The organism is Streptomyces lunaelactis, from assembly GCF_003054555.1.
GTDB classification, from domain to species: Bacteria; Actinomycetota; Actinomycetes; order Streptomycetales; family Streptomycetaceae; genus Streptomyces; species Streptomyces lunaelactis.
In genome coordinates, this window is the sequence record NZ_CP026304.1 from 4,421,239 (window position 1) to 4,446,716 (window position 25,478).

Here is a 25,478-nt window from a genome sequence, read left to right on the forward strand (position 1 = left end):
GCGGCCCGCGTAAATGATGCCGTGGCCCCAAGTCACCCTCGGGGCCACGGCGTTCAGCAAGTGATCACGCCTGGCGGCGGACCTCCACCACCCGGAAGCGGTTCGAGACGAAAGCTCCGTCGCACAGCGCGGCGTTCGCCGCCGGGTTGCCGCCCGAGCCGTGGAAGTCGGAGAAGGCGGCCGTCTGGTTGACGTATACCCCGCCCGTCAGATTCAGGGAGAGCTGCGCCGACTCGTCCAGGCAGACGTCCTCGATCGCACGCTCCGTCTCCGCCGAGGTGGTGTACGCGCCGACTGTCATCGTGCCCTTGTCGCGGACCGTGCGCCGCAGCAGATCCAGCCCGTCGGCCGTCGAGTCCACCGCGACCGCGAACGAGACCGGGCCGAAGCACTCCGACAGATACGCCGGCTCTGCGTCGGTCCCTTCCCAGAGCTTGCGCGCGCCGTCGAGCTTGACGACGACCGGTGTACGGACGACGGCGTCCGGGAAGTCGGGGTTGCCGATCTTCCTGGAGGGCAGGGCCACTTCGCCCAGTCCGGCGGCCGCGTCCAGGCGTGCCTTCACATCGGGGTTGACCAGCGCGCCCAGCAGGGCGTTCGCCCGGGCGTCGTCGCCGAGCAGGCCGCCCACCGAGGCCGCGATATCGGCGACCACCTCGTCGTACGACTTGGGTCCGGCGTCCGTCGTGATGCCGTCCCTCGGGATGAGGAGGTTCTGCGGCGTGGTGCACATCTGGCCGCTGTAGAGCGACAGCGAGAACGCCAGGTTGGACAGCATCCCCTTGTAGTTGTCGGTGGAGTCGACGACGACGGTGTTGACGCCGGCCTTCTCGGTGTAGACCTGCGCCTGGCGGGCGTTTTCCTCCAGCCAGTCGCCGAAGCCGGTGGATCCCGTGTAGTCGATGATCTTGATCTCGGGGCGTACCGCGAGGGTCTTGGCGATCCCCTCGCCCGGGCGCTCGGCGGCCAGACAGACCAGGTTCGGATCGAAGCCCGCCTCGGCGAGGACCTCGCGGGCGACACGCACCGTGAGAGCGAGCGGCAGCACCGCGCGGGGGTGCGGCTTGACCAGGACCGGGTTGCCGGTGGCCAGGGAGGCGAACATCCCCGGGTAGCCGTTCCACGTCGGGAAGGTGTTGCAGCCGATCAGCAGCGAGATACCGCGTCCCGCGGTGGTGAAGGTCTTCCGCAGCTGAAGGGGGTCGCGCTTGCCCTGCGGCTTGGACCAGTCCGCGGCCTCGGGCGTGCGGGTCTGCTCCGCATAGGCGTACGCAACGGCCTCCAGGCCGCGGTCCTGGGCGTGCGGTCCGCCCGCCTGGAACGCCATCATGAAGGCCTGGCCGCTGGTGTGCATCACCGCGTGCGCGAACTCATGGGTGCGGGCGCTGATCCGGGACAGGATCTCCAGGCAGACCAGAGCCCTCGTCTCGGGGCCGGCCTCGCGCCAGGCGCCCATGCCCGCGCGCATCGCGGGCAGCAGGACATCCACATCCGGGTGCGGATACTCGATGCCGAGCTCCGGTCCGTACGGCGAGATTTCGCCGCCCGTCCAGCCGTCCGTGCCCGGCTGGTCCAGGTCGAAGCGGGAGCCGCGCAGGGTCTCGAACGCCGCGAGGCCGTCGGTCGGCGCGCTCTCGCCGTAGGCCTTGGGGTGCTCGGGGTGCGGGGACCAGTACGCGCGCGTGCGGATCGCTTCGAGGGCCTGGTCGAGCGTGGGCCGGTGGGTCTCGGTCAGCTGCATGAAGGACCAACTCCTCGTCGAGCTGGGCAGGGGAGGAATGACAGAGTTAGAGTAACCGAACGATCGGTCGGTACAAGGGGGCCTGTCAAACCTGTGGACAACTCATCGGGGAGGATCGCTCCCATGACCGCCATCGATCAGAGACGTACCGTCGCCGTCGTCGGCACCGGCACCATGGGGCAGGGCATCGCCCAGATAGCCCTGGTCGCGGGCCACCTCGTACGCCTCTACGACGCCGTGCCCGGACGGGCGGCGGAGGCCGCTGACGCCATCGGCGCGCGCCTCGACCGGCTGGTCGAGAAGGGCCGGCTGGACGCCGTCGAGCGCGACGCCGCCCGCGAGCGTCTGCACCCGGCCGCCGATCTTGCCGAGCTCACCGACGCGGCCCTCGTCATCGAGGCGATCCTTGAGCAACTCAGCGTCAAACAGGAGCTGTTCACAGCCCTGGAGGAGATCGTCGCTGACGACTGCCTGCTCGCGACCAACACCTCGTCCCTCTCCGTCACCGCCGTCGCGGGCGCCTTGAAGCACCCCGGCCGCTTCGTCGGGCTGCACTTCTTCAACCCGGCGCCCCTGCTCCCCCTCGTCGAGGTCGTCAGCGGCCACGCGACCGACGCGGCGACAGCCACGCGCGCGTGGGCGACGGCGGCGGCCTGGGGCAAGACGCCGGTGCGCTGCACCGACACCCCCGGGTTCATCGTCAACCGCATCGCCCGGCCCTTCTACGCCGAAGCCTTCGCGGTCTACGAGGAGCGCGGCGCAGAACCGGCCACCATCGACGCGGTGCTGCGCGAGTGCGGCGGCTTCCGGATGGGGCCGTTCGAGCTGACCGACCTGATCGGACAGGACGTCAACGAGGCCGTGACGCGGTCGGTCTGGGAGTCCTTCTTCCAGAGCCCCAAGTTCACGCCGTCGCTCGCCCAGCGCCGCCTGGTCGAGTCGGGGCTGCACGGACGCAAGAGCGGGCGCGGCTGGTACCCGTACGAGGAAGGCGCGATACGCCCCGAGCCGCACACCGCGCCCGACACCGGGCCGCCGTCCCACATCACCGTCGAGGGCGACCTCGGGCCGGCCCGAGAGCTGCTCGCGATGATCCGCGAGGCGGGCATCACGGTCCGCGAGTCGGACGAGGACCAGGGCACCAGGATTCTGCTGCCCAGCGGCGGACAGCTGGTGCTCACCGACGGACAGACCTCGGCCGAGTTCCGCGATGTCGTCTACTTCGACCTGGCGTTCGACTACCGGGCCGCGACCCGGATCGCGCTCTCCGCCTCCGAGGTCACCGAATGGGAGACGCTCAGGCAGTCGATCGGCCTCTTCCAGGCACTCGGCAAGAAGGTCAGCGTCATCGGCGACGTCCCCGGGATGATCGTGGCCCGTACGGTCGCGATGCTCGTGGATCTCGCCGCGGATGCCGTCGCCAAGGGGGTCGCCTCACCGGCGGACATCGACACGGCGATGCGGCTCGGCGTGAACTACCCGCTGGGGCCGGTCGAGTGGGGCCGCCGGCTCGGCCGCGCCTGGGCGCACGAGCTGCTGGACGAGCTCCACGCGCGCGTGCCCACCGGGCGCTACGCCGCTTCCCTGGCGCTCTACCGCGACTCGTACGTCCGCATGGACAAGGACGGGGCAGGCTCTTGACCACGCCCAAGCGGGACACGTACACACCCGAGACGCTGCTGACCGTAGCCGTCCGGATCTTCAACGAGCGCGGCTACGACGGCACCTCCATGGAGCATCTCTCCAAGGCGGCCGGCATCTCCAAGTCCTCGATCTACCACCACGTCGCGGGCAAGGAGGAGCTGCTGCGCCGTGCCGTCAGCCGGGCGCTCGACTCCCTTTTCGCGATCCTGGAAGAGCCGGGGGCGGTACGGGGACGGGCCGTCGAGCGCGTCGAGTACGTGACCCGGCGCACCGTCGAGGTGCTGATGGCCGAGCTGCCCTATGTGACGCTGCTGCTGCGCGTACGGGGCAATACGACGACCGAGCGCTGGGCGATGGAGCGGCGCCGTGAGTTCGATCAGCGGGTCTCGGACCTGCTGAAGGCGGCCGCGGCGGACGGCGATCTCCGCGCGGACATGGACATCCGGCTGGCGACCCGGCTGCTGTTCGGCATGGTGAACTCCCTGGTCGAGTGGTACCGACCGCATCCGGGCAGCGGCTACGACGGCGACCAGGTCGCCGAGGCGGTCGTACGGCTGGCCTTCGACGGGCTGCGTACGGACTCCTAGGCCCTGTCCGGGCGATCTTGTCGGGCCCTCGACGGCAGCTACGGCACCTCGCTGCGTTGTCGGAGTCGCCCAAGTACGTCCAGTACGAGAGCGATCCTCCGCCTTGCGATGCACCGCATCTGACGCCGCGGGCTGATCCTCGAAGATCGCCCGGACAGGGCCTAGCCGGACAGGTCCTGGATCCCCCGGCGCCACTATGGGCGCCCGGAGCCGCCAGGGCCCTAGGGGAGCGGCTCCGCGTCCGGCGCCGGTCCGGCAATCTGCCCGGGGCCCGGATCGAGATCCGTCTCCTCGAAGACCAGCAGCGTGCGGGTGGACAGGACCTCCGGGATCGACTGGAGCCTGGTCAGCACGAGCTCGCGCAGCGTGCGGTTGTCCGGGGTGTGCACCAGCAGGAGTACGTCGAAGTCACCGCTGACCAGCGCGATGTGCACGGCACCCGGCAGGGCCCGCAGCTGCTCTCGCACCGTGCGCCAGGAGTTCTGCACGATCTTGAGCGTGATGTAGGCGGAGGCGCCCTGGCCCGCCCGCTCGTGGTTCACGCGGGCGCTGAAGCCGCGGATCACTCCGTCGTCGATGAGCCGGTTGATACGGGCGTACGCGTTGGCGCGCGAGACATGGACCCGATCGGCCACCGAACGTATCGAGGCACGGCCGTCCGTCTGGAGCATGCGCAGGATGTCGCGGTCGATCGCGTCCAGCGGGCGCGGCGGAGGGGCTTGCTCCATGCGGTCCCCGTCCTCGGCCATTTGTTCAGCTGCCATGTCCCCCCGCCTCCCTAGCATGGACGACCTGTCTCTATATCAAGCCGTGGAGAACCGTTTGTCCACAGGCTGAAGGTGCCTGTAGCCAAAATGCGCCAACGACCGAACAATCGGTAGGTGAGGCGCACCACACTCGTGCCGCCTCGCCACCTTCGTCCCCGCTTTCGTCGTCGCTCCCACGAGGAGGTGCTCGCGTTGAGAAAGAGCAGCATGACGGTCCAAGAGCTGCCCGGTGCCGCTTCCGCCTACCGGCCCACCCCGCCCCCGGCGTGGAAGCCCCGCACCGACCCCACACCGCTGCTCCCGGACCCGGAGCCGTATCGCGTGCTCGGTACGGAGGCCGCGGCAGGGACCGACCCCGAGCTGCTGCTGCGGCTGTACGCGGAGCTGGTGCGCGGCCGCAGGTACAACGTCCAGGCCACCGCCCTGACCAAGCAGGGCCGGCTCGCGGTCTACCCCTCGAGCACCGGGCAGGAGGCATGCGAGGTGGCCGCGGCGCTGGCGCTGGAGGAGCGGGACTGGCTCTTCCCCAGCTACCGCGACACCCTGGCGGCCGTGGCCCGGGGCCTGGACCCCGTACAGGCGCTGACGCTGCTGCGCGGCGACTGGCACACCGGGTACGACCCGCGTGAGCACCGCATAGCTCCCCTGTGCACCCCGCTCGCCACCCAGCTGCCGCACGCCGTGGGGCTGGCGCACGCCGCCCGCCTCAAGGGCGACGACGTCGTCGCGCTGGCCATGGTCGGCGACGGCGGCACCAGCGAGGGCGACTTCCACGAGGCGCTGAACTTCGCCGCGGTGTGGCGGGCCCCCGTCGTCTTCCTCGTCCAGAACAACGGCTTCGCGATCTCGGTGCCGCTGGCCAAGCAGACCGCCGCACCCTCGCTCGCCCACAAGGCCGTGGGGTACGGAATGCCGGGCCGGCTCGTCGACGGTAACGACGCGGCCGCGGTGCACGAAGTGCTCGGCGAGGCCGTGGCGCGGGCCAGGCGCGGTGGCGGTCCGACGCTGATCGAGGCAGTGACGTACCGCATCGACGCCCATACGAACGCCGATGACGCGACCCGCTACCGGGGCGAGGCCGAGGTCGAGACCTGGCGTGCGCACGACCCGATCCGGCTGCTGGAGCGTGAGTTGACCGAGCGGGGGCTGCTCGACGAGGACGGCATACGGGCGGCGGCCGACGCGGCCGAGACGATGGCCGCGGATCTGCGCGAGCGGATGAACGCCGATGCGGTACTGGAACCGATGGACCTGTTCGAGCACGTCTACGCCGAGCAGACCAGCCAGCTGCGCGAGCAGGCGGCGCAGCTGCGGGCCGAGCTGGACGCGGAGGGAGAGGCGCGATGACCACGGCCGCGGTGAAGCCCGCTTCCATGGCGCAGGCCTTGCAGCGCGCGATGCGCGACGCGATGGCCGAGGACCCGGCCGTTCATGTGCTGGGGGAGGACGTCGGCGCGCTCGGCGGGGTCTTCCGGGTCACGGACGGGCTCGCCAAAGAGTTCGGCGAGGACCGCTGTACGGACACCCCGCTCGCGGAGGCGGGCATCCTCGGCACGGCCGTCGGCATGGCGATGTACGGGCTGCGGCCGGTCGTCGAGATGCAGTTCGACGCCTTCGCGTATCCGGCGTTCGAGCAGCTGATCAGCCATGTGGCACGGATGCGGAACCGCACGCGGGGCGGAATGCCGCTGCCGATCACGGTGCGTGTGCCGTACGGCGGCGGGATCGGCGGCGTCGAGCACCACAGCGACTCGTCCGAGGCGTACTACATGGCGACTCCGGGGCTCCATGTCGTCACGCCGTCGACGGTCGACGACGCCTACGGGCTGCTGCGGGCGGCGATCGCCTCCGACGACCCCGTGGTCTTCCTGGAGCCGAAGCGGCTGTACTGGTCGAAGGCGCAGTGGTCGCCGGACGCACCGTCCGCGGTCGAGCCGATAGGCCGGGCCGTCGTCCGGCGCACCGGGCGCAGCGCCACGCTCATCACGTACGGGCCCTCCGTGCCGGTGTGCATGGAGGCGGCGGAGGCCGCCGCGGCCGAGGGCTGGGACCTGGAAGTCGTCGATCTGCGCTCGCTGGTGCCCTTCGACGACGAGACGGTCTGCGCGTCCGTGCGGCGTACGGGCCGGGCGGTCGTCGTCCATGAATCGACCGGCTTCGGAGGTCCCGGCGGGGAGATCGCCGCCCGGGTGACGGAGCGCTGCTTCCACCATCTGGAGGCGCCGGTGCTGCGGGTTGCCGGATTCGACATTCCGTATCCGCCGCCGATGCTCGAGCGGCACCATCTGCCGGGAGTCGACCGGGTGCTGGACGCGGTGGCGCGACTGCAGTGGGAGGCGGGGAGCTGATGGCTCAGGTGCTCGAATTCAAGCTCCCGGACCTTGGCGAAGGTCTGACCGAGGCGGAGATCGTCCGTTGGCTGGTGGCCGTCGGCGATGTCGTCGCGATCGACCAGCCGGTCGTCGAGGTCGAGACGGCCAAGGCGATGGTGGAGGTGCCGTGCCCGTACGGGGGTGTGGTGACCGCGCGCTTCGGTGAGGAGGGTACGGAACTGCCGGTCGGTGCACCGCTGTTGACGGTTGCGGTGGGTGCCGTGGAGTCGGCCGGGGCGGCTGCGGCCCTGGGCTCGGCCGGGCTCTCGGCTTCCGGTGGCGAGTCCTCCGGCGAGTCGTCCGGGAACGTGCTGGTCGGCTATGGGACGGGGGCGCCGGCGGCTCGCAGGCGCCGCATCCGCCCGGCCGCGCCCGGGGCGGAGCTCGGAAACGGCGCCCGGCCGGCCGGGCGCGCCGAGGCACAGGCGCCGACGCGTGCCCCCGTGCCCGTACCGGCCGCCGTGCCCGCGGCTGCGCCCCCACCCGGGCCCGAAGCTTCCGGGCCAGTGCCCGTGATCTCGCCGCTCGTCCGCAGGCTCGCGCGTGAACACGATCTCGATCTGCGGCAGTTGAGCGGGTCCGGGCCGGACGGGCTGATCCTGCGCGCTGACGTCGAGTACGCCGTGCGCGCCGCCGGGACGACCGACGTACCCGACACCGCCGCAGTCGCTGCGACAGCGGCTGCCGTCGGTGGGGGGCGTGGAGAGCGCGTACCGCTGCGCGGCGTGCGCGGGGCCGTCGCCGACAAGCTCTCCCGCAGTCGGCGCGAGATACCCGACGCCACCTGCTGGGTCGATGCGGACGCGACCGAGCTGATGGCCGCGCGGGCCTCGATGAACGCCGCGGGCGGCCCGAAGATCTCGCTTCTCGCGCTGCTCGCCCGGATCTGCACGGCTGCTCTCGCGCGCCACCCGGAGCTCAACTCCACGGTGGACATGGAGGCAAGGGAGATCGTGCGCCTTCACGAGGTGCATCTCGGCTTCGCGGCGCAGACCGAGCGGGGGCTTGTCGTCCCCGTAGTCCGGGATGCGCACAGCCGCTCGGCCGAGTCGCTGGCCGCGGAGTTCGGGAGGCTGACGGACGCGGCCAGAGAAGGGAAGCTGACTCCGGCGGACCTGACCGGTGGGACGTTCACGCTGAACAACTACGGGGTGTTCGGCGTCGACGGCTCCACGCCGATCATCAATCACCCGGAGGCGGCCATGCTCGGCGTGGGCCGGATCGTGCCCAAGCCGTGGGTGCACCGGGGCGAGCTGGCCGTCCGCCAGGTCGTCCAGCTCTCCCTCACCTTCGACCACCGGGTCTGTGACGGCGGCACGGCGGGCGGTTTCCTGCGCTTTGTGGCCGACTGCGTGGAGCATCCGGCGGTTCTGCTGCGCAGCCTGTAGAGCCGGCCGAGAAGAGAGATCGAATCGGGGCTCCCCGCCCACGCCGTCGCGGCCCATACTTCAGGCATGACCGCGTATGACGCCATCGTGCTCGCCGGAGGTGCCGCGAAGCGGCTGGGCGGGGCCGACAAGCCGGCGGTGAGCGTGGGCGGGCGGGCCCTGCTCGACCGTGTGCTCGGGGTGTGCCGCGACGCGGGGCGCACCGTCGTCGTCGGGGGGCGCCGGGCCACCGTGCGCCCCGTGGTCTGGGCGCGCGAGGAGCCTCCGGGCGGCGGACCGCTCGCCGCGCTGGACGCCGGGGTGCGGCAGGTCGAGGCACAGTCCGTCCTCGTGCTCTCGGCCGATCTGCCGTTCCTGGGGGAGCGGACGGTACGCGAGCTGATCGGCGCTCTCGACACGAGCGGGCAGGAGGCTGCCCTGCTCACCGATCCCGGCGGCCGCGACCAGCCCCTCGTAGCGGCGTACCGCACCGAACCGCTGCGCCGTGAACTGGCTCTTCTCGCTGCCGAGTACGGGAGTCTGACCGGGCTGCCGTTGCGTCTGCTGACGCAGGAACTGGACCTCGCCCGGATCGCCGCGGAGCCACTGGCCTCTTTCGACTGCGACACCTGGGAGGACATCTTCGCGGCCCGGGCCCGTATCAGGGAGCATGGGAACGTGCTGGACGAATGGATTACCGCAGTCAAGGACGAACTCGGCATCGACCTCGACGTCGACATCGGCGTCCTGCTCGACCTCGCGCGGGATGCCGCGCACGGTGTCGCCCGCCCCGCCGCACCGCTCACCACCTTCCTGGTGGGTTACGCGGCGGCCTCGGCGGGCGGTGGCGGTCCGGAGGCGGTCGCGGAGGCCGCCCGTAAGGCCGCCGCGCTCGCCCTGCGCTGGGCCGACGAGGCGGATCGGGCCGACCAGGCCGGAGCGGGACCAACCGCTCCCGGCACTGCTGCCGGGGACTCCACCAGGACCGACGAGGCCGACGCCGGATGACCGGTCAGGATCATGGGGCCGATGCCAGGGGCCACGCCGTGGGCCCCGTGCACAAGGCCGACGCGGCCGAGTCCGAGGTGGACGGCGTCGAGGAAGCCCTCGCGCTGGTCGGCCGGCAGACGCGGCAGGAGCCCGCACCCGGCCCCGCCGCGACCCGGCACCGCGCCACCCCCTGGCCCGACGCCCGCGCCCTCGCCGCCCGCCTGGGGCGCGCCGCCCCGCTCCGTAGCCGGCGCGTGCCCCTCGATCAGGCGCTGGGCCAGGTGCTCGCCGAGCCGCTCGCCGCGCTCTGTGATCTGCCCTCCTTCGACACCTCCGCCATGGACGGATGGGCCGTCGCGGGCCCGGGTCCATGGACCATCCAGGGCGACGGCTCGATCCTCGCCGGGCACGGCGACGCCTCGCCGCTCCCCGACGGCGCGGCCGTGCGCATCGCCACCGGCGCCCGTATCCCTCCCGAGGCCACCGCGGTGATCCGCGGCGAGCACTCCCGTGCCGACGCGGACAGGCGCCAGCTGCACGCCGAGCGTGAGGTGATCCCCGGTCAGGACATCCGGCCGCGGGGTCAGGAGTGCCGCTCCGGCGACGAACTCCTGCCCGCCGCCTCCCTGGTGACCCCCGCCGTACTCGGACTCGCCGCGGCCGCCGGTTACGACGAGCTGCTCACCGTCCGCAGGCCGCGGGTCGAAGTCCTCGTCCTCGGCGATGAGCTGCTCACGGCGGGACTCCCCCACGACGGTCTCATCCGTGACGCCCTCGGTCCGATGATCGGCCCGTGGCTGCGGGCTCTCGGCGTCGAGGTCATCGCCACACGCCGACTCGGTGACGACGCCGAGGCCCTCCACGAGGCTGTCACCACCTCCGGCGCGGACCTGCTCCTGACCACCGGTGGGACGGCTGCGGGGCCGGTGGACCATGTCCACCCGGTCCTGCGGAAGGCCGGCGCCGAGCTGCTGGTCGACGGGGTCGCGGTACGGCCCGGCCATCCGATGCTGCTGGCCCGGCTCGCCCCTGACACGCCTCGACCGGACCCGCACGGGCCCGATCCGCACGGGCCGGACGCGCGTCTCCCCGCCCGGTATCTGGTGGGCCTGCCCGGCAATCCCCTCGCCGCCGTGTCCGGGCTCCTCACCCTCGCCGAGCCCCTCCTGCGTGCACTCGCGGGCCGGCCGTCCCCTGCCCCGTATCGCGGGCCAGTACGGGACCAGGTGCACGGGCATCCGTACGACACCCGCCTGGTGCCCTTCGTCCACCGCGCCGACCAGTTGGTTCCGCTGCACTACAACGGACCCGCCATGCTGCGCGGTATCGCCGCCGCCGATGGTCTGGCCGTCGTTCCGCCGGGCGGCGCGCGGGTCGGGGTTGAGCTGGAGGTCCTCGATCTGCCCTGGTCGGCCGCGTTCGCCGGCGGCGGGTGTTTCACGTGAAACTTCCCGGTCATGACGCCATCGCGCGCGGCGCCGACGAGCAGCTTCTCGCCAGCCGGCTGAAACTCCCTGCGGGAGACGGAGGACCTGGTCGTGTGCGTGCTGCGGGGACACCGGCTGATCGGCTACCACGATCTGGCGGCGACTCCGCCGCAGCTGACGGACCGGCTCATCACATCGTGCGCGCCACGAACGCATCGCCGATGAACAGCCCGGAGTAGCCTCGCCGCCATGCATGCGATCACGATTCCCGAACCTGGCGGTCCCGAGGCGCTTGTCTGGGCCGAGGTGCCCGATCCCGTACTAGGCGAGGGCGAAGTCCTCGTCGAGGTCGTGGCGAGCGCGGTCAACCGAGCCGATCTGCTGCAGCGGCAGGGCTTCTACGACCCGCCGCCCGGCTCCTCCCCCTACCCCGGCCTGGAATGCTCCGGCCGGATCGCGGAGGTGGGGGCCGGTGTCTCCGGGTGGAGTGTGGGCGATGAGGTGTGCGCGCTGCTGGCGGGTGGCGGTTACGCGGAGAAGGTCGCCGTGCCGGCGGGGCAGCTGCTGCCGGTGCCTGCGGGCCTGGACCTGGTGACGGCCGCGGCGCTGCCGGAGGTGACCGCCACGGTGTGGTCGAACGTGTTCATGATCGCGCACTTGCGGCCGGGCGAGACGCTGCTGGTCCACGGCGGTGCGAGCGGTATCGGCACAATGGCGATCCAGCTGGCGAAGGCGGTGGGCGCGCGGGTGGCCGTCACCGCGGGCGGGCCCGACAAGCTGGCGCGCTGTGCGGAGCTGGGCGCGGACATCCTGATCGACTACCGCGAGCAGGACTTCGTGGAGGAGCTGCGGAAGGCGACGGACGGGGCGGGTGCGGACGTCATCCTCGACATCGTCGGCGCGAAGTATCTGGACCGGAATGTGCGGGCGCTTGCGGTCAACGGCCGGCTTGCCGTGATCGGGCTCCAGGGGGGCGTCAAGGGCGAGTTGAACCTGGCGGCCCTGCTCGGGAAGCGCGCGGCGATCACGGCGACGTCGCTGCGGGGGCGGCCGCTGGGCGAGAAGGCGTCGATCATCGCGGCGGTGGGGGAGCATGTCTGGCCGCTGATCGAGGGGCCGGGTGCGGGCGGTGGTGGACCGGGCGGTTCCGCTGACGGATGCGGCGGAGGGCACCGTGCTGGAGTCCGGCGCGAATGTCGGCAAGGTGCTGCTGGTGGCGCCCGCGGCGGCTGACCCACCACCGCCCTTGTGTACGGGGTACTCCGTCCACCCGCACCTCCGGCGCGGCACCGGCCGCGCCGCGCCCGCCTTGGGGCATCGTCCGTCCGGACCCGCTCCCACGGCAATGCCCGGCTCACCATCCGTGAGCCGGGCATCGGCATCAGCGTCGCGCGGCGACGGCTACAAGTACGGGCCCGAGCGGATCGCGCCGTGCGGGCCTTCGTCGTCGTCCTCGTGGGAGGCGCCCGGCGGGAGGGCGCGGCGCATTTGTTCGAGTTGGGCGCGGGCCGCCATCTGCTGGGCGAACAGGGCCGTCTGGATTCCGTGGAAAAGGCCCTCGAGCCAGCCCACCAACTGGGCCTGCGCAATGCGCAGTTCGGCCTCGGAGGGGATCGCCTCGTCCGTGAAGGGGAGGCTGAGGCGTTCGAGTTCCTCGACGAGCTCGGGGGCGAGGCCGTCTTCCAGCTCCTTCACCGAGCTGGCGTGGATCGCCTTGAGCCGTACCCGGCTCGCCTCGTCCAGAGGTGCTGCCCTGACTTCCTCCAGCAGCTGCTTGATCATGCTGCCGATCCGCATGACCTTCGCAGGCTGTTCGACCATCTCCGTCACCGGGACCTCGCGCGACTCGTCGTCACCGTCACCGCCGCCGAGTGCCTTCCCGTCCTGTCCCACGATGAGTACGTGGGGGCTCTCTTGCGACCGTTCATTCCTCGGCATCTCCATGCCGCCATTCTCTCGCACATGTGCGTCACCACACGTTGTGCCCCCGTGCGAGAGTGATCCACCCTCGCACGGGGGCACAAAAACCGCTGGACAGGCGGGGGAGGGCCAGGAGGCCCCGGTCAGGTGGCCGCGCGGCGGGACAGTGCCCCGCGGGAGCGGGTGACCAGTGCCGCCAGGATCGCCGCGCCCACCGGGACCGCGACCAGCAGCGCGGCCAGCGTCGCCCAGGGGACGATGATCGGCACGTGCGGCGGTGTCTGCATGCTGCCGAAGCCCTGGTCAAGCGCGTCCTGGTACCACTTGAGCTGCTGGCGCTTCTCGGTGAGCCGCAGCCCGATCGCCGGCAGTACACCCGCCGCCGAGCCGAGCAGCACACCCATAGCTGCCACCACACCGCACTGGAATCCGCTGAGCGTCCTGCGGACCCGCGGCGGTGCGCCGACCGCCGCGAGGGTCTTCAGATCGGCCTCGGCATCGGCCTGGGCGAGGCCCGTTGCGATACCGGCCGCACCGATGGTGATCAGTCCGGCGAAGACGGTCAGTGCCAGCAGGATGATGCTGTTGTCGCTGGTATAGCCCTCCTCGATGTTGAGACTGACGTCCGAGCCGGTCTTGTCCAGCTCGCCGGAGAGCCGCTGGCGCTGCTCGCTGCTCGGCATCTTGTCGGTGGAGAAGTACGCACCCAGCGGCACTGTGGCCATGCCCGAGGCCTTGACCGCGGCGGGCGGCACGATCATCGCGATGCCGTACGAGTTCGTCTCAGCGGCGGCCTGGTGCACGCCGAACGACTTGATCTCGCCCGGCGCCTCCTTGCCCTTCTCCGAGGCCGCGTCGGCCGCCTTGATGTCGGTGACCAGACGGATGCCGATCTTGCCCTTGGCGTCGACGTTGCGCTTGTCGAACGAGACGATCTGCCCCGCCGCCAGAGCCTTCTCGGCCTCCGCGTCGTCGATCTTCAGCACCTTCAGCAGCTTCGCGTCGCCGACCAGCACACCGCTGTCGGCATAGACCCCACCGCCCCCGACCTCCTTGCAGCGCCAGTCGTCGCCGAGCTTGCGCCGTTCGGCCTTGCTGAACTTCGCCGCGGGGTCCTCGTCCGGGCGCGCCGGGTCGGTCTTCCACAGCGGGCATTCGTTGGCCGTGGGCACGACCACTTCGTAGCGGCCGCAGCCCTCCCCGTCGCCGTACATCGGGCAGTTGGGCTTGCCGACCGAGATCCGGTCCACATCGGCCCGTACGTCGATGGGCAGCAGCTTCTGCACGGTGGCACGCACCGACGGGACGTCCCGTCCGCCGGCCTCGTCGAGCATCACCGAGACCGCGCCGTAGGGCAGACGTGCCGTGTACTGGGCCTCGCCCTGCGCGTCCGCGCTCGCGGCGTACGTCGCCACGGCGACCGTGCCCGCGACGGCTGCCAGCACCGCGGCGACGGCGGGAGCCGTACGGCCCCGGTTGCGTACCGCGTCGCGCAGCGCGAGCCGCGGGGAGAGCGGCAGGATGCGCCCGGTCCTGCCGAACAGGCCCACCAGGGCGGGGGTCAGCGCGACCACGCCCAGCTCGGCGAGGGCGCTGCCGCCCGCGACAACGATGAACTGGTCGGTCATCGTCGACCCGTAGAGCGCGACCGCCGCGCCCAGAATGACCGCGATCAGCCCGATCACCGGGAGCACCCGGCTGCTCTTCCGTACGCCACGGCGTCCGGTGAGCGAGGCCAGCACGGTCTGCCGGGACGAGGTGATGGCCGGGACGATCGCCGCCATCAGGCCTGTGACCACGGCGAGCAGCCCGATGCCGAGGAGCTCGAGCGGCCGTATGTCGAAGCTGCCGAAGCGCTTGCCCATGTAGTCCTCGAGCAGCGGCCGCAGCGCGAAGGTGAGAAGCAGGCCGAGGATCGTGCCGACCACGGCGGCGGCGACGCCGATCACCAGACCGCCGGCGAGGACGATGGCACGGATATGGCGGCGGTCGCCGCCGTTGGCGCCGACCAGGCCGAGCTGGCGGCGTGAACGCCGGGCGCCGACCGCGAAGGCGGGCCCTGCCAGCAGGCAGATCTCCAGCATGGCGAGGCCGACGACGGTACCCACCGCCGCGAGGGCCGCGGCCTTGGCGGCCGTGCTCTCCTCGAAGTCGCCCCAGCCCTCTTCCTGGTAGATCGGCACCTCGGACCTGGCAGGCGGGTCGAGAGCCACGACGCGCGAATTGACCGTCACGCCCTTGGCGTTGACCTCCTTGACCATGTTCCACGTGAAACCACCGGCAAGGGACACCAGATGCGTGGTGCTCGGCTCCGAACCGGGCAGCCCGGCCTTTTCGAGGGCCTTGCCGAGCGGCGCGAGCACCGCGCCCGGGAGCGCGTTGACCTGGTCGGTTTTGAGCGAGCCCGGGAGTTCGTACGCGCCGACGATCTTGTACTCGCGGTCGAGGCCGCGTGCCGCAAGGGCGGAGCCCACCTTCAGGCCGCTGCTCTCCAGGAAGTGCGTGGTCGCGGCGACCTCGTCGGCCTTCTGCGGGAGCCGGCCGCGGTCGACGGCCAGGAGGCCCTTGGCCATCGGGTCCGAGGCCTTGAGCTCACGGATCTCGGTGTTCAGCAGGCCGTGCGTGGTGCGCAGCTTGGCCGAACCGATCGAGTCGGTCAGGAACTTGGCGCCGGCAGGCAGCACCTTCCTGATGTCCGTCCTGCCCTCGGGCCACGGCTTGCCGTCGAAGTCCCCCACCGGCACATAGCTTTCGGCGTCCGGGGACTGCTTGACGGGCACCCCGCCCAGGCCGGGGTCGGTCAGCCGGGCATCGGCGCCACCCAGCGAACGCTCAAGGCCCTGCTCCGTGGAGAGCTCGGCGCTGCGCAGGGTCACATCCGCGGCGCTCACGCCGAGGATGGGCAGGGCGATCATGGCGAGGACGAGGAAGCTGCGTCCCTTGAAGCGCCAGGCGTCACGGCGGGCGATCCGGATCGCCGCCCGCCAGGAGTGGTACCAGGTGATCACAGCTCGGCCGCCTGGCCGGAGAGCAGCGAGTCGGCCTGGCTGCGGATGGTCTGGTCGACGACGGCGCCGTCGCGCAGGAAGACCACGCGGTCCGCCCAGGCCGCGAAGCGCGGTTCGTGGGTGACGAGAATGCCGGCCGCGCCGCCGTCGCAGCGCGAGCGCAGCAGAGCGAGGACGGACTCGCCGGTCTCGGAGTCCAGAGCGCCGGTCGGCTCGTCGGCGAGTACGAGGCGCCGCTCACCGACCAGGGCGCGGGCGATGGCCACCCGCTGCTGCTGACCGCCCGACATCTCGTCGGGGAACCGGTCGGCGAGCTGACCGAGGTCCATCTCCTCCAGCGCGGCGACGGCCTCGCCATGGGCCTTGCGCGCGGAGATGCCGTCGAGTTCGCGCGGCAGGGCGACGTTCTCGGCGGCGGTGAGGGCCGGGATGAGGTTGTAGTCCTGGAAGACATAGCCGATGCTGCGGCGGCGCAGGGCGGCGAGCGTCTTGCGGTCGGCGGTGGTGATGTCGGTGTTCTCGACAATCACCCGTCCCGAGGTGGGGACGTCGAGACCGCCCGCGATGGTGAGCAGCGTGGACTTGCCGGAGCCCGACGGGCCCATGACGGCGACGAGTTCGCCGGGGAAGACATCGAGGTTGATGCCGCGCAGGGCGTGCACCTCGGTGGCGCCGCTGCCGTGGACGCGGGTCAGTTGCTGGAGTTGCAGCACGGGCTGCTGTGACGACGGTGACGGCTGTGAATGCTGATCGGACATGGGAAGGGTCCCCCCTTGGACGGACGGCGTGCGTACGGGCGGTACGAGCGGTACGGGCGGTACGAGCGGTACGAGTCGGGTGTACGGAACGGATACGAAGAGGTGAGCGGTAAGCCTGGGTGGTGCCGCGGCGGCCGGTCCCGGTCCCGCGGACTACGTCGGCGGCGGCGCGTGCCGAGCGTGCGCCGCAGACGCGGGCCGGCCCGGTGAGTCCGGCCGGCCCGGCGAGTCCGACGGTGCCGGGGGCGCGATCAGGGCAGCGCCCGCCGGCGGCCCGGCCGGGTCGGCTGCCCTCTCGCCTCCCCGATCGGCCGTCGCGGAGATCCGGATGAGCCGGACTTCGCAGTGGTCGAGCCAGCGCGCCTCGGCCTCGGTCTGGAAGATCAGTTGCTCCAGGACGAGCAGCCAGGCCACGTCGTCCCGCTCCTGCGGGCCGCCGCTCTCGATGGCGGCGAGTGCCTGCGCCTTGAGCCGGGTGTAGTCCTGCATCGCCTTCACGGTGTGGTGCCGCTGGGACTGGATGACGGCACGGATGTCCACGCCGGGCGCGCCGACCGCCATCGCGAGCTTGATGGCCAGCTCGTCCCGGGGCGGACTGCTGCGGTCCACGGGCGTCGTGAACCAGCTCTTCAGCTCGCTGCGCCCGGTATCGGTGATGACGTACAGAGCGTGGCCGGCGTCGTCCTCGCCGCCCTGCGCGACCATGCCGTCGCGCTCCAGGCGGTTGAGGGTCGTATAGACCTGGCCGACGTTGAGCGGCCAGGTGGCACCGGTGCGCGACTCGAACTCCGTACGGAGCTGAGAGCCGTAGCGAGGCCCACGCTCAAGGAGGGCGAGAAGCCCGTGGCGAATCGACATACTCAGTATGTATACCGGGTATGCCAGCCGCGGCAACCACCGAGAGGCGGAGTCTGTGCGTCCGTCTTGAGGGGGACATGGTGATCAGCGGCGCCTCAGCCGCACCCCCAGGAAGCCGATTCCGAGCCCCATGAGCGCCATCCCGGCCCCCAGCGACAGCGGGGAGATCTGGCGCCCGACCGCCTCGGGGACCGTCTGCGGTGCCTGCTGACGTGCGGCGGCCGGTGGGGAGGCCGACGGGGTGGGCGGCACGGACACCACCGCCTCCTCAAGCTCATCCGTCTCGAGTTCCTCATCCTCCACAGGAGGGGGCTTCGACGCGGACGGCCGCGTACGGGACGGAGCGGCCGAGGGGGAAGCGGATACGGAAGGGGACGCGGAGTCAGGGCCGGACGGCGTACGGACGGCGCTCGGGGACGTACTCGGGCTCGGGCTCCGGGACGGCCGTCCGGGCCGCGGGCGGCCCTCGCCGGCCGGCCGCCCGGCGAGCGAGGACGAGACGCTGGGCGTGGCCGTGGGAGAAGGGGCGGGGTCCTCGGACTCCTCGGCGTACGCGTGGGGCGCGGCCACCAGCAGGAGCGACGCGACCGTGATCGCGCACTGAGTGCGGAGCGTTGGAGTCACCGGGTGACCCCCTCCCGTGCCGAGCCGCCGAGATATCGGACTCAGCGTCACATACCATGACACTTCCGGCATCTCGGGCGGACGCCGCGCGGAGCGGACGGGAAAACGGCAACGGAAACGGCCCGGCACGCGCGCTGCGTGCCGGGCCGTTCCTGGGACATGGGAAAGCTGTGAGGGTCACCCCGACTGGCCGGTGGAGACCCTCAGCTCGAACTCCGCGTTCTTCGGCACGACGGGCGAGCCCTGCCTGGGGAACTGCTCGATGACCGCGTCCTTGGCGTACTGAGGGTTGTCCACCTCGGTCACCGTCCAGGTCCAGCCGGCTGCCCGCAGGCACTCCTTCACCGAGAGGAGGTCCTTGTACGTGACGTCGGGGGCCTGGACCTTCGAGGGGTCCGTGCCGTCCTCCGTCGCGTCCGTGCACTCCGTCGTCTCGATGGTCCGCGTGCGGTCCGGCGGGACGACCCCCGCCGTGTCGGCCGACTCGCTCGAGCTCGGGTCCCCGCCCGCGTTGTCCCCGCCGCCCGAGTCCTTGTTCAGTGTGATCGCCGTGATCAGGCCGCCGACCGCCAGCAGCGCCACCACGACCGCGCCCACGATGACCGGCATGTTCCGCTTGCCGCCCCCGGCGCTGCCGCCCGAAGCCGTCGTCGAATGCGGGGCCATGGTGTACGGCGGCGGCGTCGAGGCCGGCGTCCCGTAGGCCGGTGCCGGAGCGGGCGTCTGCGGGTACCCGTAGTGCGGCGCGGGAGCCGGCGTCGGCGCCGGGGTCGGCGGGCCGTACGGGCCGGGCTGGTACGGCGTCTGCACGCTCTGCGGCGCCGGGGCCGACTGGGCCAGCGGCGGGAACACCGCGGAACCCACCCCCGCGCCACTCGTCGACGGCGCGCCACCGATGATCACCGGGGCGCCCGTGTGACCGGCGCCCGCCACCCGCGCGATCTCGTCGCGCATCGCGGCGGCGCTCGGGAAACGCTCGTTCGGGTTCTTCTTCAGCGCGCGGGCGACCAGCGCGTCCATCGCCGGAGTGATGGAGCGGTTGATCGTGGACGGAGCGACCGGCTCCTCCTGTACATGCGCGTACGCGATCGCCAGCGGCGAGTCCGCGTCGAACGGGATCCGCCCCGTCAGCAGCTGGAACAGCATGATGCCGACCGAGTACAGGTCGGATCGCGCATCCACGCCGCGTCCCAGCGCCTGCTCCGGCGACAGATACTGCGGCGTACCGACCACCATGCCGGTCTGCGTCATCGAGGTGACGCCCGACTGCATGGCCCGCGCGATGCCGAAGTCCATCACCTTGACGATGCCGCGCTTGGTCATCATCACGTTGCCGGGCTTGATGTCGCGGTGGACCAGGCCCATTTCATGGCTGGACTCCAGCGCGGCCAGCACATCGGCCGTCACCTTCAGCGCCTTGTCGGCCGGCATCGCGCCGTACTGCTGAATGTCCGCCTGCAGTACGGATCCGAGGGGCTGGCCCTCGACGTACTCCATGACGATGTACGGCATCAGCGCGCCGGAGCCCGCGGCGGAGCCGCGTTCTGTCAGCGTGTCCTCACCGGTGTCGAAGACCGACACGATGTTGGTGTGCGAGAGCTTCGCGACGGCCTGCGCCTCGCGCCGGAACCGCTCGCGGAACGACTGCTCGCGTCCCAGTTCGGTGTGGAGCGTCTTGATGGCGACCTGGCGGTCCAGCGCCGAGTCGTACGCCAGATACACCGAGGCCATGCCGCCTTCGCCGAGCAGGTCGCGGAGTTGATACCGCCCGCCGGCGACCGAACCTCCCGCATAGCGGCCCTGTGCGCCGTCCTGGCTCATGCTGTGCTTCCCCCTCGGCGCGTAAGACCCGCGACCCGTCTTGCGTGATCCGTATGTACGTGGCAAGTCTGCCCGAGGGGTCCGACACGTCAAGCCAGGTGCCCGTTCCGTGACCGTACGCACAAGAAGAGACTCGGAAGCGTTACAGGAAAAGCGTCGAATTTGCCTGGCCGCACGGCAGCGGGTTGGATGGCCGGTCCATCTCGAAACGGGCGCGTCGCGCGAAGGCTGTAGCGTGACGTGGCACAGCACCCCGAGGACAGCGAACACCCGCAGGCACCTTACGCACGCGGACAGATTACGACGGCGAGGACTGATGGCACCCGAACCCGAAGCAGGCGGAGTGCCGGACTCGGCGGAGAACTGGGGCATCGGCGGACTGGTCGGCGACGGCCGCTACCGCCTGACGCACCCTCTGGGACGCGGCGGCATGGCCGAGGTGTTCGCCGCGGAGGACGTACGGCTGGGCCGTACGGTCGCCGTAAAGCTGCTCCGCTCAGATCTCGCCGAGGACCCCGTCTCCAAGGCGCGTTTCACGCGTGAGGCGCAGTCGGTCGCCGGTCTCAACCACCATGCGGTGGTGGCTGTCTACGACTCCGGCGAGGACGTGGTGGGCGGCCGGACCGTCCCGTACATCGTCATGGAGCTGGTCGAGGGGCGCACCATCCGCGATCTGCTGCTCAACGCGGAGGCCCCGCCGCCCGAGCAGGCGCTGATCATCGTCTCCGGTGTCCTCGAGGCTCTCGCGTACTCGCACCAACACGGCATCGTGCACCGTGACATCAAGCCCGCGAACGTCATCATCACCCACTCCGGTGCGGTGAAGGTGATGGACTTCGGCATCGCGCGTGCCCTGCACGGCGCTCAGTCGACGATGACCCAGACCGGCATGGTCATGGGCACCCCGCAGTACCTCTCCCCCGAGCAGGCGCTGGGCAAGGCCGTCGACCGCCGCTCCGATCTGTACGCCACCGGCTGTCTGCTCTACGAACTGCTCGCCCTGCGGCCCCCGTTCACCGGCGAGACCCCGCTCTCGGTGGTCTACCAGCACGTCCAGGACATCCCGCTGCCGCCCTCCGAGGTCTCGGACGTGGTGCCGCCGGAGCTCGACGGGCTGGTCATGCGCTCGCTGGCGAAGGACCCGGACGACCGGTTCCAGAGCGCGGAGGAGATGCGCGGCCTGGTTCAGTACGGGCTGCAGATGCTTCAGCAGCAGGGCAGCCACACCGGCACCTGGAACACCGGTCCCGTCGAGATGCACGACGGCGCCATGACCCCGGCGATGGGGATGACCGGGCCGACCGCCATGGGCCACCCCGTCCACGGCGAGACCTCGCAGAGCCCGATCCTGCCGCCGATGAACCCGAACGACGGCGGATACGACGGTGGTCACCGCGGCGGCAAGGGCGGCGGTCGCGGAAAGATGTGGATCTTCGCGTTCCTCGCGGTCCTCGCCATCGCGGCGGGCGTCGCGTTCGCGCTGAACAAGGCGAACGGCAACGGCACCACCGACAAGAACGACACGACGGTGACCGAGACCCCGTCGACTCCGGGCGACTCGCCGACTCCGAGCGAGCAGGACACCGAGCAGAGCGAGGACCCGGACACCTCCACGGGTGGCAATCAGGAGCCGTCGTTCACGCCGTCCTACACCCCGTCGTTCACTCCGTCCGATCCGCAGACGCCGACGGACGAGCCGACGACATCCGAGCCGACCGAGCCGACCGGCGATCCCACCGACGACCCCACCGAGCCGACGGACGACCCGAGTTCGCCCGGCAACACGACTGGCGACCCCGGTGACCCGGGCGGGACGGGCGACCCGGGCGGCAACGAGGAGTGACGCCGGCGCCCAAGCCGGCACAGCGTTGACACCGTTCACCCGGTTGACACCGTTCTCACCAGGTTGACCCCGTTCATCCGGTTCACCCCGCGAAAGCGTCGCGGACCGCCTCGTACTCCCTCGTCCACCACACCGCCAGGGCCGACGCCGCAGGAAACTGCGGGTCGGCCCTTCGGTCGTGCAGCTGGTAGCGCCAGCGCAGTATCCAGAAGTCGTTGAGCCGCTCCCACCACACCCGGTGCACCGCGGCCGCCAGCTCCGCCGCGTCCGCCCCGGCCGCCCGCCGGTAGGCCTGCGCGTACGCCCGTACCTTCGTCAGCTCCAGCTCCCCGGCCGGCTGGACGAAGAAGATCGCCGCCGCCCGCACCGCCTCCTCCGCGCGCGGCTGCACCCCCAGCCGGTCCCAGTCGACGATCGCGGCCGGCTCGCCGCCCCGGTAGAGCAGGTTCAGCGGGTGGAAGTCGCCGTGCACCCAGCAGCCCGCGGAGGCCGGCGGCGGCCTGCGGTCGGCATGGCGCTCCAGCAGCGCCCGCCGCTCGAGCATCCGGTGCTCGGCCAGGGTGTCGAAGCCGTCCCGGGGCCGGGCCCCGCGCGCCAGCGTCAGCAGCTCGTCGATGAGCGCGAACGTCTCCTCGGGGTCGGCGCTCTCGTACTCCCGGCACTGTGTGGCGTCGACCTCCATGACCTGCTCCAGGCAGGTGTGTACGAGCCCGAGCAGCGAGCCGAGCCGCCGCGACTGGGCCGCTGTCAGCTGCGCCCCGTCGCGGTGCCGTCCGTCGATCCAGGGGTGCAGGGCGTAACAGCGGCCGCCGATCACCGCGACCGTGTCGCCGTGCGCGTCCTCGACGGGCGGCGCGACCGGTACGCCGAGGGCCTGGAGCCGCTGCGTCGCACGGTGCTGCCGGGCGATGGCATCGCGGTCGCCGTCGAGGTGGTGCTTGAGGAAGTAGGCGCCGCGGGTGGTGGCGAGCCGGTAGCCGCGGTTGAGGAGACCCTGCGTGACGGGCTCGCAGGAGAGCGGTTCGCCCGGGTCGTCGTAGCGGCGCAGAAGTACACCGACGGGTGGGGCAGTTGCAGATGAGCGCGGCACTCGCCAGATGCTAGATCACGCAGCGTGTCCGACGGACTGCTCTTCGAGATAATCCAGCCTCCGCACGGTGACGAACCGCGGCTCGATGCGCGATTTCCTGACCGTCTCCTCGGCGAGATGCGGCCGCTCGTTCATGGACGCCGCGCCGGACAACTTTGTGGTCATCCGGTAGAAATACGGTGATTTTTCCATCTTCACGCACGAAAGGAGTGTCACACATCTACTCTTCCCGTGCCCCGGGTCAAGGGGATAACGTGCCGGTGTTCCGGCGGCCTGCAAGGCTGTGACCAGTGGTTGTTCCCGTATTTCTCGATTTACTTGGAAATCCAAGCAAAATCGCAGGTCAAATGGGGTTTCGCAGTAGTGCGACACACTGGGTAACGTGCCTTTGGCAGGGCGCTCGCCGGGGCACCTGTCACGCCTGATCCCGGCCGAGCGGCACCCACCCCGTGCACGGGTACGGATCAGGCGAGCCGCACTGGCCCGCCGGCGAACCCGCGGGCCGGACCGACGGAGGAGCACGCACGTGACCGTGGAGAGCACTGCCGCGCGCAAACCGCGACGCAGCAGCAAGCGCGTGAGCGCCGCGAAGAAGCCGCAGAGTTCCGAGCCCCAGCTCGTACAGCTGCTGACCCCTGAGGGTGAGCGCGTCGAGCACCCGGACTACGAGATCGACCTGAGCCCCGACGAGCTGCGCGGGCTGTACCGGGACATGGTCCTGACCCGCCGCTTCGACGCCGAGGCCACCGCTCTCCAGCGCCAGGGCGAGCTCGGACTGTGGGCGTCGCTGCTGGGCCAGGAGGCCGCACAGATCGGCTCCGGCCGGGCCCTGCGCGACGACGACTATGTCTTCCCGACCTACCGCGAGCACGGCGTCGCCTGGTGCCGCGGGGTCGACCCGACCAATCTGCTCGGCATGTTCCGCGGTGTGAACCACGGCGGCTGGGACCCGAACACCAACAACTTCCACCTGTACACGATCGTCATCGGCTCGCAGACGCTGCACGCCACCGGCTACGCGATGGGCGTGGCCAAGGACGGTGCGGACTCCGCCGTGATCGCGTACTTCGGTGACGGCGCGTCCAGCCAGGGCGATGTCGCGGAAGCGTTCACCTTCTCCGCGGTCTACAACGCCCCGGTGGTGTTCTTCTGCCAGAACAACCAGTGGGCGATCTCCGAGCCGACCGAGAGGCAGACCCGGGTGCCGCTCTACCAGCGCGCCCAGGGCTTCGGCTTCCCCGGCGTCCGCGTCGACGGCAATGACGTACTCGCCTGCCTGGCCGTGACCAGGTCGGCGCTGGAGCGGGCCCGCCGTGGCGAGGGCCCCACCCTGGTCGAGGCGTTCACCTACCGGATGGGCGCGCACACCACGTCGGACGACCCGACGAAGTACCGAGCGGACGAGGAGCGTCAGGCCTGGGAGGCCAAGGACCCGATCCTGCGGCTCCGTACGTACCTGGAGAAGGCCGGCCTCGCCGACGAGGCGTTCTTCACGTCCCTGGACGAGGAGAGCGAGACGCTCGGCAAGCGGGTGCGCGAGGCCGTGCGGGCCATGCCCGACCCCGACCAGCTGGCGATCTTCGAGAATGTCTACGCCGACGGGCACGCGCTCGTCGACGAGGAGCGGGCCCAGTTCATCGCGTACCAGGCGTCCTTCGCCGAGGAGGGCAACTAGCCATGGCTGTACAGAAGCTCCCCATCGCGAAAGCGCTCAACGAGTCGCTGCGCAAGGCCCTCGACACCGACCCCAAGGTCCTGATCATGGGCGAGGACGTCGGCAAGCTCGGCGGCGTCTTCCGCGTGACGGACGGACTGCAGAAGGACTTCGGCGAGGACCGCGTCATCGACACCCCGCTCGCCGAGTCGGGCATCGTCGGCACGGCGATCGGTCTCGCGCTGCGCGGCTACCGGCCCGTCGTGGAGATCCAGTTCGACGGCTTCGTCTTCCCCGCGTACGACCAGATCGTCACGCAGCTCGCGAAGATGCACGCCCGTGCGCTCGGCAAGATCAAGATGCCGGTCGTCATCCGTATTCCGTACGGCGGCGGCATCGGCGCGGTCGAGCACCACAGCGAGTCCCCGGAGGCGCTCTTCGCGCATGTCCCGGGCCTCAAGGTGGTCTCGCCGTCCAACTCCTCCGACGCGTACTGGATGCTCCAGCAGGCGATCCAGAGCGACGACCCGGTCATCTTCTTCGAGCCCAAGCGGCGCTACTGGGACAAGAGCGAGGTCGACACCGAGGCCATCCCGGGCCCGCTGCACAAGGCCCGCGTCGCCCGGTCCGGCACCGACGTCACGCTCGCCGCGTACGGCCCGATGGTGAAGGTCTGCGTCGAGGCGGCGGCCGCGGCCGCCGAGGAGGGCAAGTCGGTGGAGGTCCTGGACCTGCGCTCGATGTCCCCGATCGACTTCGACACCATCCAGGCCTCGGCGGAGAAGACGCGGCGCCTGATCGTCGTCCACGAGGCCCCGGTTTTCTACGGCTCCGGTGCGGAGATCGCCGCTCGTATCACCGAGCGGTGCTTCTACCATCTGGAGGCCCCGGTGCTGAGGGTCGGCGGCTTCCACGCCCCGTACCCGCCGGCACGGCTCGAGGAGGAGTACCTTCCGGGTCTTGACCGGGTGCTGGACGCCGTCGACCGCTCGCTCGCGTACTGAGGA

At 71.1% G+C, this 25,478-nt stretch carries 20 protein-coding genes and 3 pseudogenes; 13 read left to right on the forward strand and 10 right to left on the reverse strand.

Annotation, left to right across the window (positions count from 1 at the left end):
- Window positions 1–64: 64 nt before the first annotated feature.
- Entirely contained in the window at window positions 65–1,741 is a 1,677-nt protein-coding gene (gene paaN / locus SLUN_RS20305) for a phenylacetic acid degradation protein PaaN (protein WP_108150340.1), read from the reverse strand.
- A 123-nt stretch (window positions 1,742–1,864) separates the two neighbouring features.
- On the opposite strand from paaN, the gene SLUN_RS20310 reads away from it, so the two are divergent.
- Window positions 1,865–3,382 carry a 3-hydroxyacyl-CoA dehydrogenase gene (locus SLUN_RS20310; RefSeq protein WP_108150342.1) on the forward strand — a complete coding sequence of 506 codons (1,518 nt, stop codon included), beginning with the start codon at window positions 1,865–1,867 and terminating at the stop codon, window positions 3,380–3,382.
- Complete coding sequence (locus tag SLUN_RS20315) at window positions 3,379–3,972, forward strand: TetR/AcrR family transcriptional regulator (RefSeq protein WP_108150344.1); 594 nt, start codon at window positions 3,379–3,381, stop codon at window positions 3,970–3,972. The genes SLUN_RS20310 and SLUN_RS20315 overlap by 4 nt, the downstream gene beginning before the upstream one ends.
- A 221-nt stretch (window positions 3,973–4,193) precedes the next feature.
- Here the strand turns inward: SLUN_RS20315 and SLUN_RS20320 are convergent, their stop codons facing one another.
- The gene (locus tag SLUN_RS20320; RefSeq protein WP_108150346.1) at window positions 4,194–4,721 is read right to left on the reverse strand and encodes an Lrp/AsnC family transcriptional regulator; all 528 of its coding nucleotides are present in this window, start codon (window positions 4,719–4,721) and stop codon (window positions 4,194–4,196) included.
- A 225-nt stretch (window positions 4,722–4,946) separates the two neighbouring features.
- On the opposite strand from SLUN_RS20320, the gene pdhA (SLUN_RS20325) reads away from it, so the two are divergent.
- The 7 genes and pseudogenes from pdhA (SLUN_RS20325) to SLUN_RS20350 all read left to right on the forward strand — a co-directional run.
- Complete coding sequence (gene pdhA, locus SLUN_RS20325) at window positions 4,947–6,086, forward strand: pyruvate dehydrogenase (acetyl-transferring) E1 component subunit alpha (RefSeq protein WP_108150348.1); 1,140 nt, start codon at window positions 4,947–4,949, stop codon at window positions 6,084–6,086.
- Window positions 6,083–7,087: an alpha-ketoacid dehydrogenase subunit beta gene (locus SLUN_RS20330; RefSeq protein WP_108150350.1), complete on the forward strand. Its 1,005-nt coding sequence runs from the start codon at window positions 6,083–6,085 to the stop codon at window positions 7,085–7,087. Before pdhA (SLUN_RS20325) ends, SLUN_RS20330 begins: the two co-directional genes overlap by 4 nt.
- Window positions 7,087–8,499: a dihydrolipoamide acetyltransferase family protein gene (locus SLUN_RS20335; RefSeq protein WP_108154849.1), complete on the forward strand. Its 1,413-nt coding sequence runs from the start codon at window positions 7,087–7,089 to the stop codon at window positions 8,497–8,499. Before SLUN_RS20330 ends, SLUN_RS20335 begins: the two co-directional genes overlap by 1 nt.
- Before the next feature lie 66 nt (window positions 8,500–8,565).
- Entirely contained in the window at window positions 8,566–9,486 is a 921-nt protein-coding gene (locus SLUN_RS20340) for an NTP transferase domain-containing protein (RefSeq protein WP_108150352.1), read from the forward strand.
- A complete protein-coding gene (locus tag SLUN_RS20345) occupies window positions 9,483–10,913 on the forward strand; it encodes a molybdopterin molybdotransferase MoeA (RefSeq protein ID WP_108150354.1) in 1,431 nt (476 codons plus the stop codon). The genes SLUN_RS20340 and SLUN_RS20345 overlap by 4 nt, the downstream gene beginning before the upstream one ends.
- A gap of 66 nt (window positions 10,914–10,979) precedes the next feature.
- Window positions 10,980–11,134, forward strand: a pseudogene (locus SLUN_RS41360) (Ion channel protein); the annotation flags it as partial.
- Window positions 11,135–11,144: 10 nt separating this feature from the next.
- Window positions 11,145–12,123: pseudogene (locus tag SLUN_RS20350) on the forward strand (NAD(P)H-quinone oxidoreductase); the annotation flags it as partial.
- Window positions 12,124–12,296: 173 nt separating this feature from the next.
- On the opposite strand, the gene SLUN_RS20355 reads toward SLUN_RS20350, so the two are convergent.
- The 5 genes from SLUN_RS20355 to SLUN_RS41365 form a co-directional block, all read right to left on the reverse strand.
- Window positions 12,297–12,839: a bacterial proteasome activator family protein gene (locus SLUN_RS20355; RefSeq protein ID WP_108150356.1), complete on the reverse strand. Its 543-nt coding sequence runs from the start codon at window positions 12,837–12,839 to the stop codon at window positions 12,297–12,299.
- A 119-nt stretch (window positions 12,840–12,958) separates the two neighbouring features.
- Window positions 12,959–15,823 carry an FtsX-like permease family protein gene (locus tag SLUN_RS20360; protein ID WP_108150358.1) on the reverse strand — a complete coding sequence of 955 codons (2,865 nt, stop codon included), beginning with the start codon at window positions 15,821–15,823 and terminating at the stop codon, window positions 12,959–12,961.
- Complete coding sequence (locus tag SLUN_RS20365; RefSeq protein WP_108150360.1) at window positions 15,820–16,581, reverse strand: ABC transporter ATP-binding protein; 762 nt, start codon at window positions 16,579–16,581, stop codon at window positions 15,820–15,822. Before SLUN_RS20365 ends, SLUN_RS20360 begins: the two co-directional genes overlap by 4 nt.
- A 153-nt stretch (window positions 16,582–16,734) precedes the next feature.
- Window positions 16,735–17,439: a PadR family transcriptional regulator gene (locus SLUN_RS20370; RefSeq protein ID WP_108150362.1), complete on the reverse strand. Its 705-nt coding sequence runs from the start codon at window positions 17,437–17,439 to the stop codon at window positions 16,735–16,737.
- A gap of 84 nt (window positions 17,440–17,523) precedes the next feature.
- Window positions 17,524–17,697 (reverse strand): hypothetical protein, encoded by a 174-nt coding sequence (locus SLUN_RS41365; RefSeq protein ID WP_254708652.1) that lies wholly within the window; start codon window positions 17,695–17,697, stop codon window positions 17,524–17,526.
- Between SLUN_RS41365 and SLUN_RS41370 the strand changes: the two genes are divergently transcribed.
- A complete protein-coding gene (locus tag SLUN_RS41370; RefSeq protein ID WP_254710215.1) occupies window positions 17,681–18,043 on the forward strand; it encodes a hypothetical protein in 363 nt (120 codons plus the stop codon). The genes SLUN_RS41365 and SLUN_RS41370 overlap by 17 nt on opposite strands.
- 197 nt (window positions 18,044–18,240) lie before the next feature.
- Here the strand turns inward: SLUN_RS41370 and SLUN_RS20380 are convergent, their stop codons facing one another.
- Window positions 18,241–19,884, reverse strand: coding sequence for a protein kinase domain-containing protein (locus SLUN_RS20380; RefSeq protein ID WP_108150366.1), 1,644 nt, complete (start codon window positions 19,882–19,884; stop codon window positions 18,241–18,243).
- A 316-nt stretch (window positions 19,885–20,200) separates the two neighbouring features.
- Between SLUN_RS20380 and SLUN_RS20385 the strand changes: the two genes are divergently transcribed.
- Window positions 20,201–21,727 (forward strand): protein kinase domain-containing protein, encoded by a 1,527-nt coding sequence (locus SLUN_RS20385; protein ID WP_108150368.1) that lies wholly within the window; start codon window positions 20,201–20,203, stop codon window positions 21,725–21,727.
- 82 nt (window positions 21,728–21,809) lie between these two features.
- Here SLUN_RS20385 and SLUN_RS20390 read toward each other — a convergent pair whose 3' ends face one another.
- Window positions 21,810–22,817 (reverse strand): phosphotransferase, encoded by a 1,008-nt coding sequence (locus SLUN_RS20390; protein WP_108150370.1) that lies wholly within the window; start codon window positions 22,815–22,817, stop codon window positions 21,810–21,812.
- A 130-nt stretch (window positions 22,818–22,947) separates the two neighbouring features.
- Window positions 22,948–23,019: pseudogene (locus tag SLUN_RS20395) on the reverse strand (DNA-binding response regulator); the annotation flags it as partial.
- 324 nt (window positions 23,020–23,343) lie between these two features.
- Here SLUN_RS20395 and pdhA (SLUN_RS20400) point away from each other — a divergent pair.
- Both pdhA (SLUN_RS20400) and SLUN_RS20405 read left to right on the forward strand, forming a co-directional pair.
- On the forward strand, window positions 23,344–24,492 hold the full coding sequence (gene pdhA, locus SLUN_RS20400; protein WP_108150372.1) for a pyruvate dehydrogenase (acetyl-transferring) E1 component subunit alpha: 1,149 nt from the start codon (window positions 23,344–23,346) through the stop codon (window positions 24,490–24,492).
- Window positions 24,493–24,494: 2 nt separating this feature from the next.
- The gene (locus tag SLUN_RS20405) at window positions 24,495–25,475 is read left to right on the forward strand and encodes an alpha-ketoacid dehydrogenase subunit beta (RefSeq protein ID WP_108150374.1); all 981 of its coding nucleotides are present in this window, start codon (window positions 24,495–24,497) and stop codon (window positions 25,473–25,475) included.
- Window positions 25,476–25,478: the final 3 nt, after the last annotated feature.

Bases quoted from the DNA above. Each gene is read 5' to 3' on its own strand.
- paaN (WP_108150340.1), bottom strand. From the start codon at position 1,741: ATGCAGCTGACCGAGACCCACCGGCCCACGCTCGACCAGGCCCTCGAA.
- SLUN_RS20310 (WP_108150342.1), top strand. From the start codon at position 1,865: ATGACCGCCATCGATCAGAGACGTACCGTCGCCGTCGTCGGCACCGGC.
- SLUN_RS20320 (WP_108150346.1), bottom strand. From the start codon at position 4,721: ATGGCCGAGGACGGGGACCGCATGGAGCAAGCCCCTCCGCCGCGCCCG.
- pdhA (WP_108150348.1), top strand. From the start codon at position 4,947: ATGACGGTCCAAGAGCTGCCCGGTGCCGCTTCCGCCTACCGGCCCACC.
- SLUN_RS20330 (WP_108150350.1), top strand. From the start codon at position 6,083: ATGACCACGGCCGCGGTGAAGCCCGCTTCCATGGCGCAGGCCTTGCAG.
- SLUN_RS20335 (WP_108154849.1), top strand. From the start codon at position 7,087: ATGGCTCAGGTGCTCGAATTCAAGCTCCCGGACCTTGGCGAAGGTCTG.
- SLUN_RS20340 (WP_108150352.1), top strand. From the start codon at position 8,566: ATGACCGCGTATGACGCCATCGTGCTCGCCGGAGGTGCCGCGAAGCGG.
- SLUN_RS20345 (WP_108150354.1), top strand. From the start codon at position 9,483: ATGACCGGTCAGGATCATGGGGCCGATGCCAGGGGCCACGCCGTGGGC.
- SLUN_RS20355 (WP_108150356.1), bottom strand. From the start codon at position 12,839: ATGGAGATGCCGAGGAATGAACGGTCGCAAGAGAGCCCCCACGTACTC.
- SLUN_RS20365 (WP_108150360.1), bottom strand. From the start codon at position 16,581: ATGTCCGATCAGCATTCACAGCCGTCACCGTCGTCACAGCAGCCCGTG.
- SLUN_RS20370 (WP_108150362.1), bottom strand. From the start codon at position 17,439: ATGTCGATTCGCCACGGGCTTCTCGCCCTCCTTGAGCGTGGGCCTCGC.
- SLUN_RS20380 (WP_108150366.1), bottom strand. From the start codon at position 19,884: ATGAGCCAGGACGGCGCACAGGGCCGCTATGCGGGAGGTTCGGTCGCC.
- SLUN_RS20385 (WP_108150368.1), top strand. From the start codon at position 20,201: ATGGCACCCGAACCCGAAGCAGGCGGAGTGCCGGACTCGGCGGAGAAC.
- SLUN_RS20405 (WP_108150374.1), top strand. From the start codon at position 24,495: ATGGCTGTACAGAAGCTCCCCATCGCGAAAGCGCTCAACGAGTCGCTG.